This window comes from Streptomyces sp. 1114.5 (assembly GCF_003635085.1).
Lineage (GTDB): Bacteria > Actinomycetota > Actinomycetes > Streptomycetales > Streptomycetaceae > Kitasatospora.
Map to the genome: position 1 here is coordinate 3,497,196 of NZ_RBXE01000001.1, position 16,157 is coordinate 3,513,352.

19 protein-coding genes are annotated in these 16,157 nt (G+C 75.0%); 8 read left to right on the forward strand and 11 right to left on the reverse strand.

Annotated features, from left to right (window positions below; genetic code table 11):
- The first annotated feature begins 212 nt into the window (after positions 1-212).
- The gene (locus tag BX285_RS15580) at positions 213-1,250 is read left to right on the forward strand and encodes a sphingomyelin phosphodiesterase (protein ID WP_097238530.1); all 1,038 of its coding nucleotides are present in this window, start codon (positions 213-215) and stop codon (positions 1,248-1,250) included.
- Between the two features lie 39 nt (positions 1,251-1,289).
- Here BX285_RS15580 and BX285_RS15585 read toward each other — a convergent pair whose 3' ends face one another.
- On the reverse strand, positions 1,290-2,336 hold the full coding sequence (locus BX285_RS15585) for a LacI family DNA-binding transcriptional regulator (protein WP_097238531.1): 1,047 nt from the start codon (positions 2,334-2,336) through the stop codon (positions 1,290-1,292).
- Positions 2,337-2,548: 212 nt separating this feature from the next.
- Between BX285_RS15585 and BX285_RS15590 the strand changes: the two genes are divergently transcribed.
- Complete coding sequence (locus tag BX285_RS15590) at positions 2,549-3,511, forward strand: DUF4436 family protein (protein ID WP_097238532.1); 963 nt, start codon at positions 2,549-2,551, stop codon at positions 3,509-3,511.
- Here the strand turns inward: BX285_RS15590 and BX285_RS15595 are convergent.
- Positions 3,508-4,371 (reverse strand): MurR/RpiR family transcriptional regulator, encoded by an 864-nt coding sequence (locus tag BX285_RS15595; RefSeq protein WP_121175457.1) that lies wholly within the window; start codon positions 4,369-4,371, stop codon positions 3,508-3,510. The two genes, BX285_RS15590 and BX285_RS15595, sit on opposite strands and share 4 nt — an antisense overlap.
- A 73-nt stretch (positions 4,372-4,444) precedes the next feature.
- On the opposite strand from BX285_RS15595, the gene BX285_RS15600 reads away from it, so the two are divergent.
- Positions 4,445-5,362 carry a DMT family transporter gene (locus BX285_RS15600; RefSeq protein ID WP_259470541.1) on the forward strand — a complete coding sequence of 306 codons (918 nt, stop codon included), beginning with the start codon at positions 4,445-4,447 and terminating at the stop codon, positions 5,360-5,362.
- A 43-nt stretch (positions 5,363-5,405) separates the two neighbouring features.
- Here BX285_RS15600 and BX285_RS15605 read toward each other — a convergent pair whose 3' ends face one another.
- The 5 genes from BX285_RS15605 to BX285_RS15625 all read right to left on the reverse strand — a co-directional run bounded on the left by BX285_RS15605 (position 5,406) and on the right by BX285_RS15625 (position 10,518).
- Positions 5,406-6,158 (reverse strand): GNAT family N-acetyltransferase, encoded by a 753-nt coding sequence (locus BX285_RS15605; protein ID WP_121175459.1) that lies wholly within the window; start codon positions 6,156-6,158, stop codon positions 5,406-5,408.
- Between the two features lie 155 nt (positions 6,159-6,313).
- On the reverse strand, positions 6,314-7,408 hold the full coding sequence (locus BX285_RS15610; protein ID WP_121175460.1) for an exo-alpha-sialidase: 1,095 nt from the start codon (positions 7,406-7,408) through the stop codon (positions 6,314-6,316).
- Between the two features lie 212 nt (positions 7,409-7,620).
- A complete protein-coding gene (locus BX285_RS15615) occupies positions 7,621-9,063 on the reverse strand; it encodes an NAD(P)/FAD-dependent oxidoreductase (protein ID WP_179852919.1) in 1,443 nt (480 codons plus the stop codon).
- A 166-nt stretch (positions 9,064-9,229) separates the two neighbouring features.
- Positions 9,230-9,964 (reverse strand): alpha/beta fold hydrolase, encoded by a 735-nt coding sequence (locus BX285_RS15620; protein ID WP_121175461.1) that lies wholly within the window; start codon positions 9,962-9,964, stop codon positions 9,230-9,232.
- A 164-nt stretch (positions 9,965-10,128) separates the two neighbouring features.
- Positions 10,129-10,518 (reverse strand): co-chaperone YbbN, encoded by a 390-nt coding sequence (locus BX285_RS15625; protein WP_097238538.1) that lies wholly within the window; start codon positions 10,516-10,518, stop codon positions 10,129-10,131.
- Between the two features lie 164 nt (positions 10,519-10,682).
- Between BX285_RS15625 and BX285_RS15630 the strand changes: the two genes are divergently transcribed.
- The 3 genes from BX285_RS15630 to BX285_RS15640 are packed head-to-tail and all read left to right on the forward strand — an operon-like array spanning position 10,683 to position 12,665.
- On the forward strand, positions 10,683-11,300 hold the full coding sequence (locus BX285_RS15630; RefSeq protein ID WP_097238539.1) for a hypothetical protein: 618 nt from the start codon (positions 10,683-10,685) through the stop codon (positions 11,298-11,300).
- A gap of 19 nt (positions 11,301-11,319) precedes the next feature.
- Positions 11,320-11,922: a sigma-70 family RNA polymerase sigma factor gene (locus BX285_RS15635; protein ID WP_097238540.1), complete on the forward strand. Its 603-nt coding sequence runs from the start codon at positions 11,320-11,322 to the stop codon at positions 11,920-11,922.
- A complete protein-coding gene (locus BX285_RS15640) occupies positions 11,919-12,665 on the forward strand; it encodes a zf-HC2 domain-containing protein (protein ID WP_179852920.1) in 747 nt (248 codons plus the stop codon). Before BX285_RS15635 ends, BX285_RS15640 begins: the two co-directional genes overlap by 4 nt.
- A 71-nt stretch (positions 12,666-12,736) precedes the next feature.
- On the opposite strand, the gene BX285_RS15645 is transcribed toward BX285_RS15640, so the two are convergent.
- From BX285_RS15645 to BX285_RS15655, 3 genes are read right to left on the reverse strand one after another with little or no spacing between them, the layout of a single operon-like run.
- Positions 12,737-13,399 (reverse strand): hypothetical protein, encoded by a 663-nt coding sequence (locus BX285_RS15645; RefSeq protein ID WP_310794231.1) that lies wholly within the window; start codon positions 13,397-13,399, stop codon positions 12,737-12,739.
- 44 nt (positions 13,400-13,443) lie between these two features.
- On the reverse strand, positions 13,444-13,956 hold the full coding sequence (locus BX285_RS15650; RefSeq protein WP_097238543.1) for a DUF1990 family protein: 513 nt from the start codon (positions 13,954-13,956) through the stop codon (positions 13,444-13,446).
- On the reverse strand, positions 13,953-14,840 hold the full coding sequence (locus BX285_RS15655; RefSeq protein ID WP_121175463.1) for a YndJ family protein: 888 nt from the start codon (positions 14,838-14,840) through the stop codon (positions 13,953-13,955). Before BX285_RS15655 ends, BX285_RS15650 begins: the two co-directional genes overlap by 4 nt.
- Before the next feature lie 214 nt (positions 14,841-15,054).
- Here BX285_RS15655 and BX285_RS15660 point away from each other — a divergent pair, with 214 nt between their 5' ends.
- Positions 15,055-15,324, forward strand: coding sequence for a DUF1876 domain-containing protein (locus tag BX285_RS15660; RefSeq protein WP_030059398.1), 270 nt, complete (start codon positions 15,055-15,057; stop codon positions 15,322-15,324).
- Positions 15,321-15,530, forward strand: coding sequence for a hypothetical protein (locus tag BX285_RS15665; RefSeq protein ID WP_121175464.1), 210 nt, complete (start codon positions 15,321-15,323; stop codon positions 15,528-15,530). Before BX285_RS15660 ends, BX285_RS15665 begins: the two co-directional genes overlap by 4 nt.
- A 186-nt stretch (positions 15,531-15,716) precedes the next feature.
- On the opposite strand, the gene BX285_RS15670 is transcribed toward BX285_RS15665, so the two are convergent.
- Positions 15,717-16,157 (reverse strand): PPOX class F420-dependent oxidoreductase, encoded by a 441-nt coding sequence (locus BX285_RS15670; protein WP_310794212.1) that lies wholly within the window; start codon positions 16,155-16,157, stop codon positions 15,717-15,719.

A 16,157-nucleotide genomic window follows, 5' to 3' on the forward strand; every position in this document is an offset into this window, starting at 1 on the left:
GCCCGAGGGCGGTGCAAGGGTGTACAGACATCTTGTCGCCCACCGGCCCCGACCTGTACAGACATCTCACGGCCACATGATCGGCCGGAACTGATCTCCTGGCGTTCTTCCCCCCGTACCGGGCAGTAGCTAGCGTTCCTCCGCCAATCCCGGTCGCCGGCCACCCCGGCGCCGGGCCCCGCAGGGTAGACGAATTCCCCAGGAGAACGCCCATGCTCTCGCGTCGCACGGCCACCGCCCTCACCTCGGCGGCCGCCGCCGCACTGCTGCTCGGCGGCACCGCCCCGGCCGCCACCGCCGGCACCCCGGCGGGCCCCACCACGCTGTCCGTCTTCGCGTTCAACGTCGACCTCGGCACCGCCGTCGTCGACAGCACCCAGAACGAGCAGGCCGCCCGGCGCACCCCGGTGATCGAGCAGATCGTCCGTCAGCACAACGCCGACGTCGTCGTCCTGGACGAGCAGTTCAACAACAGCTCGACCGCCGACATCAACAGCAAGCTCGCCGACCTCTACCCGTACCGCACCCCGGTGGTCGGCGGCACCTGCTCCGGCGGCGGCTGGACGGGTGTCAGCGGCAACTGTTCCAACTCGTGGTTCGTCATCAACGGCGGCACGATGATCCTCTCCAAGTACCCGATCACCGCCCAGTACGCCCACGTGTTCTCCAACTCCACCTACGGCACCTGGGACTACCACGCCAACAAGGGCGCGGCGCTGGTGAAGGTGACCAAGAACGGCAGCACCGCCTGGGTGGTCGGCACCCACCTGCAGGCCGACGAGTCGGACGTCTCCACCGACACCACCCAGTCCACCCGGCTCGGCCAGCTCGCCGAGATCCGCGCCTGGGTGGACGGCATCGTCGGCAGCGGCGCCCCGGTGCTGATCGGCGGTGACCTCAACGTCGAGTACGTCCACGGGCAGGCCCGCGGCGACTACGCCAACGCGCAGAACGCGGTCAACGGCGTGCTCGGCACCCCGGCCACCGACCCGACCCAGAGCCTGACCACCATGGACTGCTCGGTCTCCGCCTGGTGCCAGTACATGTCGGGCGTCGAGACCTTCCCCAAGGACTACCGGGACGACCTCGACTACATCGGCTACCTCAACGCCCCGGGCCGCCCGGTGCCGACCGCGATGTCGAACGTCAAGGTCGACTTCGATCCGCAGGCGGGCTGGACGCCCGGACAGCTCGACACCAACGCGCCCAGCGACCACTACCCGGTCGAGGCCACCTTCCAGCTGGGCTGACGCCCACGGCGGCGCCGGACAGGCTCCAACCGGGGGAGGTCAGCCCAGGGCGCGGCCCGGCCCGGCAGCGTCCGGCGCCGGGCAGCCGCAGGAGCGCCGGACCACCAGCCGGGCCGGGAAGGTCCGGATGCCGGCGGCCCGGCGCTCGGCCCCGCCGAGGACGAGCTCCAGCGCGGCACGGGCCATCTCGTCCTGCGCGGTGGTGACGGTGGTCAGCGCCGGCCCGGCGATCACCGCCTCGGCGATGTCGTCGAAGCCGGCCACCGCCAGGTCCTCCGGCACCCGGATCCCCAGGTCGTCGGCGGCCCGCAGCAGACCGATCGCCTGGTCGTCCGTCGCGCAGAACACGGCGGACGGCCGGTCGGGCCGGGCGAGCAGGGCGTGCGCCTCGGCGTGCGCGCGGACGCGGTCGAACGGCGCGGGGGTGAGCCGCCCCTCGGTGGGCAGCCCGGCCTCCTCCAGCGCGCCGACCCAGCCCGCCGTCCGGGCGGTCACCGGGTCGTGCGGGCTGAGGGCGAGGGTGCCGCCGAAGCAGTGCACCTCCGGGTGCCCGTGGTCGAGCAGATGGCGGACGACAGCGCGGGCGCCGCCCTCGTCGTCGGCCACCACGGAGACGCCGGTGGCGCTCTCCGCGCGGTGGTGCAGCAGCACGACGGGGGTGCCGTCGGCCACGTCGAAGCCGGTCAGCCCGGGGGTGGCCGGGTCCTGGGTGACCAGGATCAGGCCGTCCACCTGCATGCCGAGGAAGGCGCGGATGTAGTGGGCCTCGCGCTCGTCGGCGTAGTCGGAGTTGCCGATCAGCAACAGCCGGCCGTGCTCGGCGGCGGCCTGCTCGACGGCGTGGGCGAGCCCGGCGAAGAACGGCTGACGGGCGTCCGGCACGACCATCCCGAGCAGGTTGGTCCGCCGCCGCGCCATCGCCTGGGCGACCCGGTTGGGGCGGTAGCCGAGCTCCTCGACCGCCGCGAGCACGCGCGCCCGGGTCGCCGGCGCCACCGGCCGCGGCCCGTCGTTGATCACATAACTCACGACGGCCGTGGACGTCCCCGCCGCCCGCGCCACATCGTCCCTCGTCACCCTCGCCATGACCGTTGAGCCTACACAGCGCCTCCGACACCGCCGACCGGCGAGTTTCCGGCCTCGGAGCGGGCCCCGGAGCGGGCTCCGAGGCGGGGCCCCTGAGCGAACCCCGGAGCGGGCCCCGATCGGCCGTCTGCGGTTGCGGGGCGGGCGGCGCCGCGCGGAGGGTGGCGGAACGGGCGGCCTCCGTCGTCGCCGCCGACCGTGGGAGCAGGTCGATGAGCACGCCGCCGCACCGCCGGGCCACCCGGCCCCCGCGACCCAAGGCCCGGCCGCGGGTGCGCCTGCACTCCCGGGCGCGGGCCGCGAGCGCCGTCCGGCCGAGGGTCCGGCCCTGGAGCGCGTACGCCGTGGCCACGGCGATCGTGCTGTTCGTCGTCGCGGGGCTGCTGCTCTACGTCGACGAGCGGTCCAGCCGCGGCCACGCCCAGATCATCGGGACCGCCCCCGGCCCGGACTTCCTGGAGGTGCACGTGGTGCTCCAGCGGGTGGACGCGGCCGCGCAGACGCTCACCGCGAAGGTCCTGCTCCTGCCGCACGGCGGCGCCTTGCAGGAGGCCGACGACCCGCTGGTGCCGGCCCGGGACATCGTGCTGGAGACCACCTCGCTGGAGCAGACCTCTATCAGGTACCCGGCGGGGCAGCAGATCGCCTCCAGCATGGTGACGTTCAACCTGGTCGACGGGCGGGTCACGGACTACCCCTTCGACCGCTACCACACGCCGATCGGCTTCCAGGCCACCCTGGGCGGGCAGCCCGCGGCGGTGGTGATCGCGATCGAGGAGGCCGACCCGTTCTTCGTCTTCAAGCGGAGCGCCACGGGGAGCGAGGGCGGCGCCACCGCGGTCACCGAGCGGATCAGCCGCTCGCGCAGCACCTTCATCCTGGCCTGGTTCATGATGGCCGCGATGTGGGCGCTGGCGCTGTCCGCGCTGGTGGCGGCCTGGCTGATCGTCCGGCAGCGGCGCGGGATCATCTGGCCCGCCCTCGGCTGGATGGCGGCGACGCTGTTCGCCCTCGTCGGCATGCGCAACGCCGCGCCCGGCAGCCCGCCGATCGGTTCGCTGCTGGACTACGCGGCGTTCTTCTGGGCGGAGCTGCTGGTCGCGGTCAGCCTGACCATGGTCGTGGTCTACGGCGCCCGGGTCGAAGGCGGGCACCGGCCTCCGGACCGGCCCTAGTAGGCGTGGTCCGCGCAGATGTCCGCCGAGAGGCCGAGGGCCTGTTCGGCGGGCCGCCCGCGCAGCACCAGCAGGGTCTGGGTGAGGGCGTCGACGACGGCCAGGTGGGCCAGCCGGCTGGCCGTGGTCTCCAGGCCGAACACCAGGTCCTGCCCGCCCGCGACCAGGGTGCGGGTGGCCGTCTCGGTGAGCGGGGAGCGGGCGTAGCTGGTGAGCGCGATCACGGCGGCCCCGGCCGTACGGGCCCGGCGTGCGGCGTCGATCACCAGCGGGGTGGCGCCACCGTGGCTGACGGCGAAGCAGACGCCCGTGGGCGGCAGGCCGGCGGCGGCGAGCTGGGCGGTGAGCGGGTCGGCGGGGGCGTCGACGCGCAGTCCGAGCGCGCGCAGCCGGTAGGCGAGGTCGAGGACCACTGCGCCCGACAATCCGGAGCCGACCAGCACCACCTGGTCGGCGTCGGCCAGCAGTTCGGCGGCCGCCCGCAGCTCCTCGGCGGAGAGCGTGGCGGTGATCCCGTCCAGGGCCTCGCGGGCGGCCCGCAGGGTGTCGGCGAGCGCCCGGGCGGCCGGATCGCCGTCCTCCGCGGGGGCCGGCGTGGCGGCGGGGGCGTGCCGGGCGGCGGCGATCTTCAGCTCCTGGTAGCCGCGGAAGCCGAGCCGCTGGCAGGCCCGGACCACCGAGGAGGGGGCCGTCCCGGCCAGCGCCGCGACATCGCTGACGCCCAGGTGCACCAGGTCGGCGCCCCGGTCGAGCACCACCTGGGCGACCCGCGCCTCGGTGCCCCGCAGCTCGCCGAGCCGGGCGCGGATCTGCGCGGCCAGCCCGGACTCCAGCGGCGTGAATTCGGAATGTCGTTCCATGGGTCTAGGGTAGCGTGGAATTCGGTTCCAAGCCCGTCGGAATTCCGGCGGGCCGTCGGAGGGGAGCTTCGCCATGCCCGGAGTCGCCATGCCCGGAGTCGCCGTGTCCGGAGTCGCCGTGTCCGGACTCGCCGTGTCCGGAGTCGTCTCGGCCGTGCCGGTGGCCGTGCTCGCGTCGGCCGTGCTGCACGCCGTCTGGAACGGGCTGGCGCACCGGATCCCGGACAAGCTGGTCGGCTTCGCGCTGATCAACCTGACCTACGCCGCGTGCGCCGTCGTCCTGGTGGCGCTCAACCCGCTGCCGGCCGCCGCCTGCTGGCCGTACCTGCTGGCCTCGGTCGTGGTCGAGGTGACGTCGACGCTCCTGCTGCTGCGCGCCTACCAGCTGGGCGACTTCGGCCAGATGTACCCGATCGCCAGGGGCACCGCGCCGTTGCTGGTGGCCCTGATATCGGCCGCGCTGCTCGGCCAGCACCTGGGCACGGGCGAGCTGCTGGGGGTGGTGGTGATCTCCGGCGGCCTGATCGGGCTCGCCTTCGCCCGCGGCTGGCCCGGGCGGGCACAGCTGCCCGCGCTCGGGGCCGCCGCCGGGACGGGCGTGATGATCGCCGGCTACACGGTGCTGGACGGCATCGGCGTCCGGCACGCCGGGACGGTCGGCGGCTACGTGGCCTGGCTGTTCCTGCTCCAGGGGCCGCTGCTGGCGCTGATCGTGTGGGTCCGGCGCGGCCGGTCGCTGCTCGCCGGGGCGGGCCGGGCGGTGCCACTGGGGATCGTGGGCGGGGTGCTCTCGCTGACGGCGTACGGCCTGGTGGTGTGGGCGCAGTCCCGGGGGAACCTGGCCGCGGTCGCGGCCCTGCGGGAGACCAGCATCGTGATCGCCGCGCTGATCGCCGCCGTGGTGTTCCGCGAGCGCCTCGGCCGGCTGCGGGTGACCGCGGCGTTCACCGTCCTGGGCGGGATCGCCATCCTGGAGCTCGCCCGGCCGTAGGGCGTGTCCTGCGGCCGGGCGGGCGCGGAGGTGGCACCCGGCGTCACCCGGCGTCGGGCACGAGCACCGTCAGGGAGGTCTCCTGCAGCACGAAGCCCAGCGACTCGTACAGGTGGCGGGCCGGGTTGCCCTCGGACACCGCCAGCCCCAGGCCGGCCACTCCGCGCGCGGCGGCGTCCGCGACGGCCCGGCGCAGCAGGTCGGCACCGAGGCCGCGGTAGCCGAGCTCCGGGTGCCGGAAGACCTCGCCGACCCAGGGCTGCGCGTTGCGGTCGGTCAGGATCGCCGCGCCGAGCACGCGGTCCTCGGCGTCCACGGCGAGCACGCTGGACGGCAGGACGGGGCCGATGGCCTTTCCGGCGAGCAGCAGCCCGAGCCGTTCCGCGAGCGCCCGGGCGTCGTCGGCGTGGAAGTGGTCGACGTGCCCCGGGCCGAAGGCGGCCCGCCAGGCCGGGAACAGGTCCTCGGGGGCGCGGTCGCAGGGCACGGCCCGCAGGCCCTCGCGCAGCGGCGCCCCGGCCCAGTCGGCGGGCGGGGGATCGGCGCGCAGGTCCCGCCGGAAGGTGTGCGCGTGCCGCAGCACCGTCGCGCCGTCCGCCACCAGCCGCTGCCCCAGCTCGGGGGAGCCGGAGACGACCCACCCGGGCAGCTCGGCCCGGATGTACCCGGCCGCGTCCACCGACTCGTCCAGCACCTCCAGCAGGTCGGCCCAGGGCCGGCCCTCCCGCTCGCCCGGCAGGTAGCGCAGCACCGGGGTGCCCTCGCCGTCGTGCCTGACCACCCAGTCCTCGGCCATGGCCCACCCCGTCCTGTTCACGAGAGTCGTACGGTCGTTCGTCGGCGGCCCATGGTCACCGAGGATCTGCCGTCGGGCAACCGGTTTTGAGGTCCTCCGGACTCCCGGTGGGCCAGGCCACCGTCCGTTCCATCAGGCAGCAGCCGTCCGGCCCGTCAGGCCACCGTCGCCGCCCGGACGCAGAGCACGTCCGGCAGGTGGGAGAGCAGCAGCGACCAGCTCTCGCCCTCGTCGTGGCTGCCGTACACCTCGCCGGTCCGGTTGCCGAAGTAGATCCCGGCCGGGTCGGCGTCGTCGGTGCGCAGGGCGTCGCGCAGCACGATGCCGTAGTGGTCCTCGCCGGGCAGGCCGTCGGCGAGCTGCTGCCAGCTGGTGCCGCCGTCGGTGGTGCGGAAGACCCGGCAGCGGCGGCCGGGCGGGATGCGGTCGTCGGCGCCGCCGAGCGGGAAGAGGTAGGCGGTGTCGCCCCGGTGCGGGTGGGCGGCGACCGCGAAGCCGAACTCGGCGGGCAGCCCGTCGACGATCGACTGCCAGCTGCCGCCCCAGTCGTCGCTGCGGTAGACGCCGCCGTGGTTCTGCAGGTAGAGGCGGTCGGGGTGGACCGGGTCCGGGGCGATCTTGTGGACGCACTGGCCGAACTCGGGGTACTGGCTGTCCGGCGGGAAGAACTCGGCGCGCAGACCGGTGTTGGAGGGCTCCCAGCTGTCGCCGCCGTCCTTGCTGCGGTAGACGCCGCCGCTGGAGACAGCGACCAGCAGCCGCTGCGGGTCGCGCGGGTCGGTGAGGATGGTGTGCAGGCCCTGGCCGCCGTAGCCGGCGCCCCACTGCGGTCGCTGGGGGTGGTTCCAGAGCGGCTCGACCAGGGTGAAGGTCTCGCCGCCGTCGGTGGAGCGGAACAGTGCGGCGGGCTCGGTGCCCGCGTAGACGACGCCGGGGGCCTCCGCTCCGGCGGGCTGCAGCTGCCAGACCCGGGTGAGCGAGGCGCCGGTGGACTCGGGGAAGCGGATGGCGGGCCGCGGCGGCTCGTACCAGCTGGCACCGAGGTCGTCGGAGCGCCAGACCGAGGGCCCCCAGTGGCTGCTGTCGGCGCCGACCAGCAGTCTGGTGCGGCCGCCCCGGCGGTCGACGGACACGGAGTAGATCGCGTTCATCGGGAAGTGCGGCCCGCTGAACTCCCACGTCAGCCGGTCGCGGCTGCGGCCGAGAAAGAGGCCCTTCTCGGTTCCGACGGCCAACAGCACCTCGGTCATGTCTCACACCACCTGGTCACGAGTACGGCCCCCCGGGACGGCCCCCGACCGCCAGTGTCCCGCCGTTCACCGGTGGTCACATCTCGCCGCGCCGTTCACCCGGGAGGCCGCGCCGTTCACCCGGGAGGCCGTGCGCTCACCCGGGAGGCCGTCGGCCCGTCGAGTGGCGTCATCCCGCCGGTCGGGGGACCGTCATCCGGCAGCCGGGCCCGTCACCCCCGGCAGCCCTCCAGCAGCCGCAGCCACACCTCGCTCATCGTCGGGTAGGCCGGCACCGCGTGCCAGAGCCGGTCGATCGGCACCTCGCCGACCACCGCGACGGTCGCCGAGTGCAGCAGCTCGGCCACGCCGGGGCCGACCAGGCAGGCGCCGACCAGCACCTGGCGGTCCAGGTCGAAGACCACCCGGGCCCGGCCGCGGTAGTCGTCGCCGTACAGCGAGGCCCCGGCGACGGCACCGAGGTCGTGGTCGACGGACGTGACCCGCAGCCCGGCCTCCTCGGCGGCGGCCAGGGTCAGGCCGACGGCGGCGACTTCCGGTTGCGTGAACACCACCTGCGGCGCGCCCGCCAGGTCGGCAGACGCAGCGTGCGCGCCCCAGCGCGCGGTGTCCAGCGGGCGCCCCTGGGCGCGGGCGCCGATCGCCGCGCCCGCGATCCGGGCCTGGTACTTGCCCTGGTGGGTGAGCAGCGCCCGGTGGTTGACGTCCCCGGCGGCGTAGAGCCACCCGCCGTCCACGCCGAGCACCGTGCAGCTGTCGTCCACGTCCAGCCAGGCGCCCGGCTTCAGCCCGACCTGCTCCAGCCCGATGTCGGCGGTGCGCGGGGCCCGGCCGGTCGCGTACAGCACCTCGTCGGCGGTCAACCGCTCCCCGTCCCCGAGCGTCAGCGTCACCGGCCCGGAGCCGTCGGCCCGCTCCACCGCGGTGACCTCGGTGCCGAACCGGACGTCCACCCCGGCGTCCCGCAGGCCCTCGGCGACCAGCTCGCCCGCGAACGGCTCCATCCTGGGCAGCAGCCCCCCACCGCGCACCAGCAGCACCACCTCGGAGCCGAGTGCCCGCCAGGCCGCGGCCATCTCCACCCCGACCACCCCGCCGCCGACCACCGCCAGCCGTCCGGGGACGGCCGGTGCGCCGGTCGCCTCCCGGTTGGTCCACGGGCGGGCGTCGGCGAGCCCCGACACGTGCCCGGGCAGCACCGGACGGCTGCCGGTGCAGACGACGACGGCGTGCCGGGCGGTGAGCACCCGCTCGCTGCCGTCCTCGGCCTCCACCGTCACCGTCCGCTCGCCCGCCAGCCGGCCATGGCCGCGGACCAGGTCGATGCCGGTGTCGCGCAGCCACTGCACCTGGCCGTCGTCGCTCCAGTGCGAGGTGAAGGAGTCCCGCCGGGCCAGCACCGCGGCCGCGTCCAGCCGCCGGTCGCCGACCGCCTCCCGGGAGCCGGCCACCGCCCGGGCGTCGGCCAGCGCGGCCACCGGGCGCAGCAGCGCCTTGCTCGGCATGCAGGCCCAGTACGAGCACTCGCCGCCGACCAGCTCGGCCTCCACGACCACCGTGCGCAGCCCTGCGGCGACCGTCCGGTCCGCCACGTTCTCGCCGGTCGGGCCGGCCCCCAGGACGATGACGTCGTATTCCTCGGCGGTGCTGGTCATACACGGTCCTCCGTCGTCTCGATGGGTCGCCCCCGCCCCGCTCGGCGGCGGGCGGTCCGGTACGGCCGGATTGCCCGCCCCCGGGGCCCGAGGCCCGTTCGGGTGCGGCGTGGGCCCCATCCTGCCGGGCCGGACGCGCCCGCGCGACGGACGGACACGCGCGGGTTCAGATCGCGGCGAACTCCGCGAGCACCGCCGCCGTGTCGGCCGGGCGGGAGAACATCGGCCAGTGCCCGGTGGGCAGTTCGCGCAGCTCCCAGTTCGGCCCGTCGAGCCCGGCGAACCACGGGTGGCCGGAGGCGATCAGGGCGCGCACCTGGGAGAGCGGGAACGAACAGGACACCAGCGCCTGCGGCAGGGCGGCCCCGGCGCCGGTCAGGTGCAGCCGGTCCCGGTACGCCCCGGCCGGGTGCGGGGTGACCCGCGCGCCGATCCGGGCCAGCGCGGCCTCGTCCAGGCCCTCCACGCTGGCGCCGTGGGCGGCGAGGAAGTCCCAGGGCGGCATCGGCAGGCGGCCGTCGACCACCGAGGCGTCGGCCGCCTCGCGGTAGTCGGGCTGCCAGAGGTCGTACAGCGAACCGCCGTCGACCACCGGGCCGGAGTCCAGGTAGACCACCCGGCGGATCCGCTCCGGCATCCGGTCCGCGATCCCGCCGGCCGGGGCGCAGGCGCCGCTGTGCGCGACCAGCACCACGTCCCACAGGTCCTCGCGGACCAGCAGGTCGGCCAGGTCGGCGATGTGGTCCTCCAGGCCGAACTCGCCGCTCTCGCACGCGCGTTCCGCGAGCCCGGGCAGGGTCACGGCGTGCACGGTGTGCCCGGCGGCGCGCAGCGGCGCGGCCACCTCGTCCCACGCCCAGGCGCCGAGCCAGAACCCGGGGACCAGTACGAACGTGCTCATGGCGGATCACTCCTCCGTCGGTGGGGCCTTCCGCCGACGACTCTAGGAGCGGACGCACCTCCGGGCGCGGCCCGAGGAGTACGAGTCCCCGGGCCCCTCGATGCCATCGGCGCGTCGCCCGGCTGCGCGCCGGCCCGGCTGCGCGCCGGCCCGGCGGCGCCGGCTCAGGCCTGGCCGTCGGCCGCCTGTTCCGCGGCGACCTTGCGCTTCACCTCGGCCATGTCCAGGCCGCGGGCCTGGTCGATCAGGTCCTCGAACACCGCCTCCGGCAGCGCACCGGCCTGCGAGAAGACGAGCACGCCCTCACGGATGATCGCCAGCGTCGGGATCGACTGGATCCCGAACGCGGAGGCCAGCTCCTGCTGCGCCTCCGTGTCCACCTTGGCGAAGACCAGGTCGGAGTGGCGCTCGGCCGCCTTCTCGTACACCGGGGCGAACTGCCGGCACGGCCCGCACCACCCGGCCCAGAAGTCGATGAAGACGAAGTCCTTGCCCTCCGGGCCAGGGACGATGTCGTCGAAGTTCTCCTTGGTCAGCTCGACCGTGCTGCTCATCTCGCGGTCCCTTCCTCTCCGGATGCTGCGGTACAGGCCATGTGCCCGCGACAACGGCGCCACCCGGCACCGTATTCCGGACGCCCTCCGGCGCCATTGAGCAGCCGGCCGGCACTGCCCGTACAGAAGGGTGTCCACTCCGTTCCGGCCGCGGGAGGCACCCCATGCGCAGCAACCCCCGTACCCGGCGGGCCGCCGTGCTGGCCGCCTCCGGCATCGCGGTGGCCGCCCTGATCGCCGGCTGCGGGTCCTCCGGGGGCGGGTCGTACGGGAGCGGCAAGGCCGGCGCGCCGAGCACGTCGAGCAGCCCGGGCGCCCCGACGGGCGCCACCCTGCAGGCCGCCACCGACCCCAAGCTGGGCGCGATCGTCACCGACAGTTCCGGTTTCACGCTCTACCGCTTCGACCAGGACAGGGACAACCCGCCGGAGTCCTCCTGCAACGGCAGCTGCGCCACGATCTGGCCGCCCGAGCACGCCAACGGCGACGTGACGGTCAAGGGCATCGACAGCAAGCTGGTCGGCACCGTCACCCGCTCCGACGGCACCAAGCAGATCACCCTCAACGGCCGGCCGGTCTACCGCTACTCGCAGGACGCCAAGCCCGGCGACACCAAGGGCCAGGGCGTGGCCGGCACCTGGTTCGCGGTGACCCCGAGCGGCGGCAAGGCGGGCACCGGCACCTCCGCCCCCGGCCCGGCCACCCCCAGCCCCATGAACCCCGGCCCGGCCACCCCGAGCCCTGCCAACCCCAGCCCGATGCCCAGCATCCCGGGCTACTGACCGACCGGGCAGCTGAGCGATGACGACCGCCCTCGACCAGGAGGCCCGGGTGCGCAACGATGAAGTGGTGACCGAGGAGCACCCCGTCGGCGGCACGGCCGGCCACGGCACGGGGGCGTCCGACGAGGAGTTGATGCGCGCCCTCTACCACGAGCACGCCGGACCGCTCTTCGGCTTCGTGCTCCACCTGGTCGCCGGCGACCGGCAGCGGGCCGAGGACGTCGTCCAGGAGACGCTGGTCCGCGCCTGGCGCAACATCCACCGGCTCGACCCGCAGGCGGCCTCGCTGCGGCCCTGGCTGGTCACCGTCGCGCGGCGGATCGTGATCGACGGCCACCGAAGCGCCCGGGCCAGACCGCGCGAGGTGGACGCCGCCGCCCTGGAACTGCTGCCCGCCGAGGACGAACTCGACCGGGCCCTACGGATGATGACCGTCGCGGACGCGCTCGCCGACCTCTCGCCGGCGCACCGCGAGATCATCGTCGAGACCTACCTGAAGGGCCGCACGACCGCCGAGGCGGCCGCCGAACTCGGCATCCCGGCCGGAACCGTCCGGTCGCGGGTGTTCTACGCACTGCGCTCGCTCAGGCTCGCGCTGGAGGAACGGGGAGTGACATCGTGATCAGGCGTCCCGACCCGGTGCCCGGCGGGCCCGACCCCGAAGCGGGCGGGCCGGAGCACGTCGACGTCGGCGCGTACGTCCTCGACCTGCTGGAGCCCGTCGAGCGCGCCGCCTTCGAGCGGCACCTGGCCGACTGCCCGCAGTGCGCCGAGCAGGTGGCCGAACTCGGCTTCATGGAAGCGCTGTTGGCCGAGTACACGGCCTCCGCCGTGGCCGCCGGACTGGACCCGGCCGGCCCCGCCCCGCAGCCGGAGCCGCAGCTCCTGGGCCGGCTGGTCGCCGAGATCGGGGCCGTCCGGCGGCGCGGCCGGGTGCGGCGGCTCGCGCTGGCCCTGGCGGCGACCGCGATGATGGCCGCGGGCCCCGCCGTGACGGCCGCGGTGCTCACCGCCGAAAGCACCCCCGCCGTGGTCGCCGTGGCCGAACAGTTCAGCGCCACCGACCCGACCACCGGCGCGCACGCCACCGTCGGTGTGGACGGCACCACCTGGGGCAGCCGGATCAGCATGCAACTCGGCGGCGTACACGGCCCGTTGACCTGCAGCCTGGTCGCCGTGGCACACAACGGCGAGCAGCAGACGGTGAACACCTGGTCCGTCCCGGCGAGCGGTTACGGCGGCCCGAGCGGCGATCTGCGCACCACCGGCGGCGCAGCCCTCCAGCCCGGCGAGATCGACCACTTCGACGTGCGCGTCCAGGGCACCGGCGCCCTCCTGGTCGCCGTCCCGGCCCACCACGCATGAATCAGTGAGCGGCGGTCGGGTCCGGCACGTACGGCTCCGGCGTGCCCGCGTCGGTCATGTGCGCACACTGGTCATGCCGGGGGTTCCGGACTCAGCTCCGAACCCAGCGCCGGACCCGGCTCCAGGTCGAGTGCCCGGGCGAGTGCGGCGGTGACGGCCGCGGCGTGCTCGGGCAGCTGCCGTTCGGCCCAACTCGCTGCCAGGGCGAGGAAGTCGCGCAGGTCCTGCTCGGCTCCGGCGAGCAGCCGGCGCAGCTCGTCCGGCGGCAGCTCGATCACCGGGCTGTTCTCGTCGTCGGCGTCCTGGGTCAGCTTGACGGTCCGGCCGACCCACTCGACCCGGGCGTCGGGGTCGTGGCCGAACCAGGCGGACCCCGAGCCGTCGGTGACGTCCAGCCAGGCGCGCCACTCCTCCAGGCCGGTGCAGCAGCCCGGGGTGAAGACGGTGCCGGTGACGGGGTCGGTCACCCGTAGGCCGCCGGGGGCGAAGAGGTCCGGCATGGTGAGCAGCCCGTGCAGGAAGGCGCCCAGTGGGTCCTCCGGGCGCGGGCCGCGCTCGTCGTCCTCGTCGGGGTCGACGTCGTTGACGTCGGTGAGCCGCCACACCGCCGTGCCCACCTCGGCCGGCGTCAACTGCCCGTTCAGCGCCAGGTACCCCCAGGCCTCGTGCTCACCCGTGGGCCAGAGCGCGAAGTCGTCGGGGGCGTGGATCTCCAGGACGGGCTGCATCAGCATCACCCGGGGATGATGCCGGACGGTCCGCCCGCGCCGCCAAAGGATTACCCCGCGTCCGCCGCGATCCGGGCCAGCACCCGCCCGCAGCGGCGGGCGAAGGCGCGCTGGGCGAGCGGGAGCAGCGGGCCGGCCAGCCGGGCGTACCAGGCGACGGGCCGGCTGAAGGCGGTGACGGAGAACCAGACCGCCTTGTCCGGCCCCATTTCGACCAGGAACGTTTCCTCGCCGCGGGCCAGGTGGCCGTGCCGCGTCCCGTAGGTGAAGCCGTAGCGGTCCGGGCCGTCGACGGCGGCCAGCACCCGGTTCGGGGCCCCGGCGCGCAGCGGGCCGACGCCGATCGCACAGTGGACGGCGACGCCCGGGGCCGCCTGCTCCGCGTCGGCGTCGATCCGCACGCCTGCCAGCCGGTGCATCCGCCACCCGAGCAGGGCGGCTCCGGCGACGGTCAGCGCGGCGCGGCCGTGGCCGATCAGCGCCCGGTGCCGTAGGTGGTGGTAGCCGTCGGGCAGGGTGCAAGTGGCGCTGGCGCCCTGCTCGGGGTAGCTGAAGTCGGTCATCGGCGGGCCTCCGGGGTGGCGGTGCGGGCGGTTTCGGTGCGGGCGGTGGCGGTGCGGTCCGCGCTGAGGCGGCGCCAGGCGAGGAGGGCGCAGAGGGCGAAGCCGAGTGCGTTGCCGACGCCGTGGGTGGCGGCCATCCAGGTCAGGGTGGGGTGGGGGAGTCCGGCGGCCCGGCCGAGCGCCCACCAGAGGGCGAGCAGCATGGTGACCGCGAGGACGGCCGAGGAGACGGCGAGCAGCCGGGCGGCGGCGGCGTCGCCGGCCCGGGGGCGCAGCTCGCGCCAGGTGACCAGGCCGACCAGCCACATGCCGGTGGCCAGTACGAGGGCTCCGGCGAACTGCCACCAGTTGCCGAGGAAGTACCCGGCCAGCACCAGCAGCGTGCCCGCGGGGACGCTGAGCGCGGCGCAGCGGGCCGGGCGGGAGGCGGGGTCGGCGGTGCGGCAGACGAGTCCGGCGACCAGGGCGGCGGTGAACCCGGCGTAGTGGAAGTGCGGGACGGTCAGCGCCAGGATGTGCGGTTCGAAGCCGAAGAGCGGGTATCCGGAGCGTTCGGCGACCAGCGCGACCCCGGCGACGGAGGGCGCGGCGAGTGCGGTGAGCACGGCGATCTCGGCGGGGGCGAGCGAGCGGGTGCGGGCCAGTCGCAGCGGCGCGTGCAGGGCGATGGCCAGGGTCCCCAGGGCGTAGACGACGGCCGGGCCGGCGGCCAGGGCGCCACGTGGCAGCCAGAGCGAGAGGGCGCCGGGGACGGCGGCGAGCGGCCAGAGCCGGCGGATCCGGGCGAGTCCGGGTTCGTCGATCAGGGCGAGGCCGAGCGGGACGACGGCGCCCATGCCCAGCAGGACCAGCAGGTCCACCAGTTCCGTGGTGCCCTTCCCCATGGCGGGCCCACCCCCCTTGAACGCGTTCAAATGAGCTTCGCCGCCGACTCTACGCCGTCGACTTGAACGCGTTCAACTTGCCCCCGGGGTGGCCCGGAACTCGCCCCGGAACCCGCTCCGGAATCCGCTCCGGAATCCGCCCGCGAACCCGCTGCCTGGTGTTCACGCTGGGTGCGGCGCACTCTGGAGGAGTAACCGATGGAGGTGATCCGCCATGCAGACTCTGGTCGGTTGGCACATCGAGATGGAGTTCCGTGAGGACGGTCCGCGGACCAGCGCCGCCGCCCTGCTCCGGCTCGGCGACGGGACCGAACTGCGTGCCCACGGCTACAGCAGCCGCCACCCCTCCGACCCGGACCAGCTGCGGGTCGGCGAGGAGGTCGCGGGGGCCCGCGCGCTCAACGACCTCGCCTCGCAACTGCTCACCAAGGCCCACGGCGAGATCCAGGAGGTCAGCCCGGTCCCGACCCACCCGCTGACGTGACGACCGCGCGACCCGGCGGCGACGGCGCCGAACGGGAGCCGACCACCCGCCCCCGGATCCCGCTGATCTGCCCGCGCTGCGGGCACGAGCAGCAGGTCGTGCCCGGCGGTCCGCAGCGGGCGGTCAAGGTGGTCCACGTCGGGACGGGCCGGGAGGCCTGCGAGCCCGGGGACCTGGCACGGGCTCCGGACGACGACGGACCCTGAGGCCGCCCGTCCCGCCCGTCCCGCGTCTCGCCCGTCCCGTCCGTTCCGTACGACGCGAACGCGGAAACGCCGAGCGCCGCGTCCGGCCGCATCCGGACCCGGCACTCGACGGGCTCGACCACGGGTTCAACCGCGAGCTCAACCGCGCCAGTCCGGCGCGATCGCCCAACGGCTCTGCGACCGCCCTCAGTTCACGCAGTACGTGCCCGGCGGCTGCCACTCGGGCCCGACCAGCCGCTGTTCCAGCTCGTTCAGCGTGATCCGGATCCCGACCGTCCCGGCCAGCCCGACCCGGAACCGGCTGCGGGCCAGTGCGATCAGCGCCGTCAGCCCGTACTTGTTGATCAGCTCGGTGCGGTAGCGCGCGGTCGCGTCGGCGTCGCAGAGCCGTGCGCGGGCCGGGAGGCTACGGCCGGTCGGGCGCCCGCGGGCGTCGCAGGGGCCGATCAGCACCCGGGAGTGGTGGCGGATCCGTTCGGCCTCGCCGGAGTGGGCCGGGGTCCAGACTCCGAGTGCCGTGCCGTCGGGCACCACCCAGAGCTGCGACTCCAGCCGGCTGCCGTCCTCGGCGAAGGTGGTCAGCAGGAGGTATCTGCTGTCGGCGAGCTGGTCGGTCGGGTCGTGCAC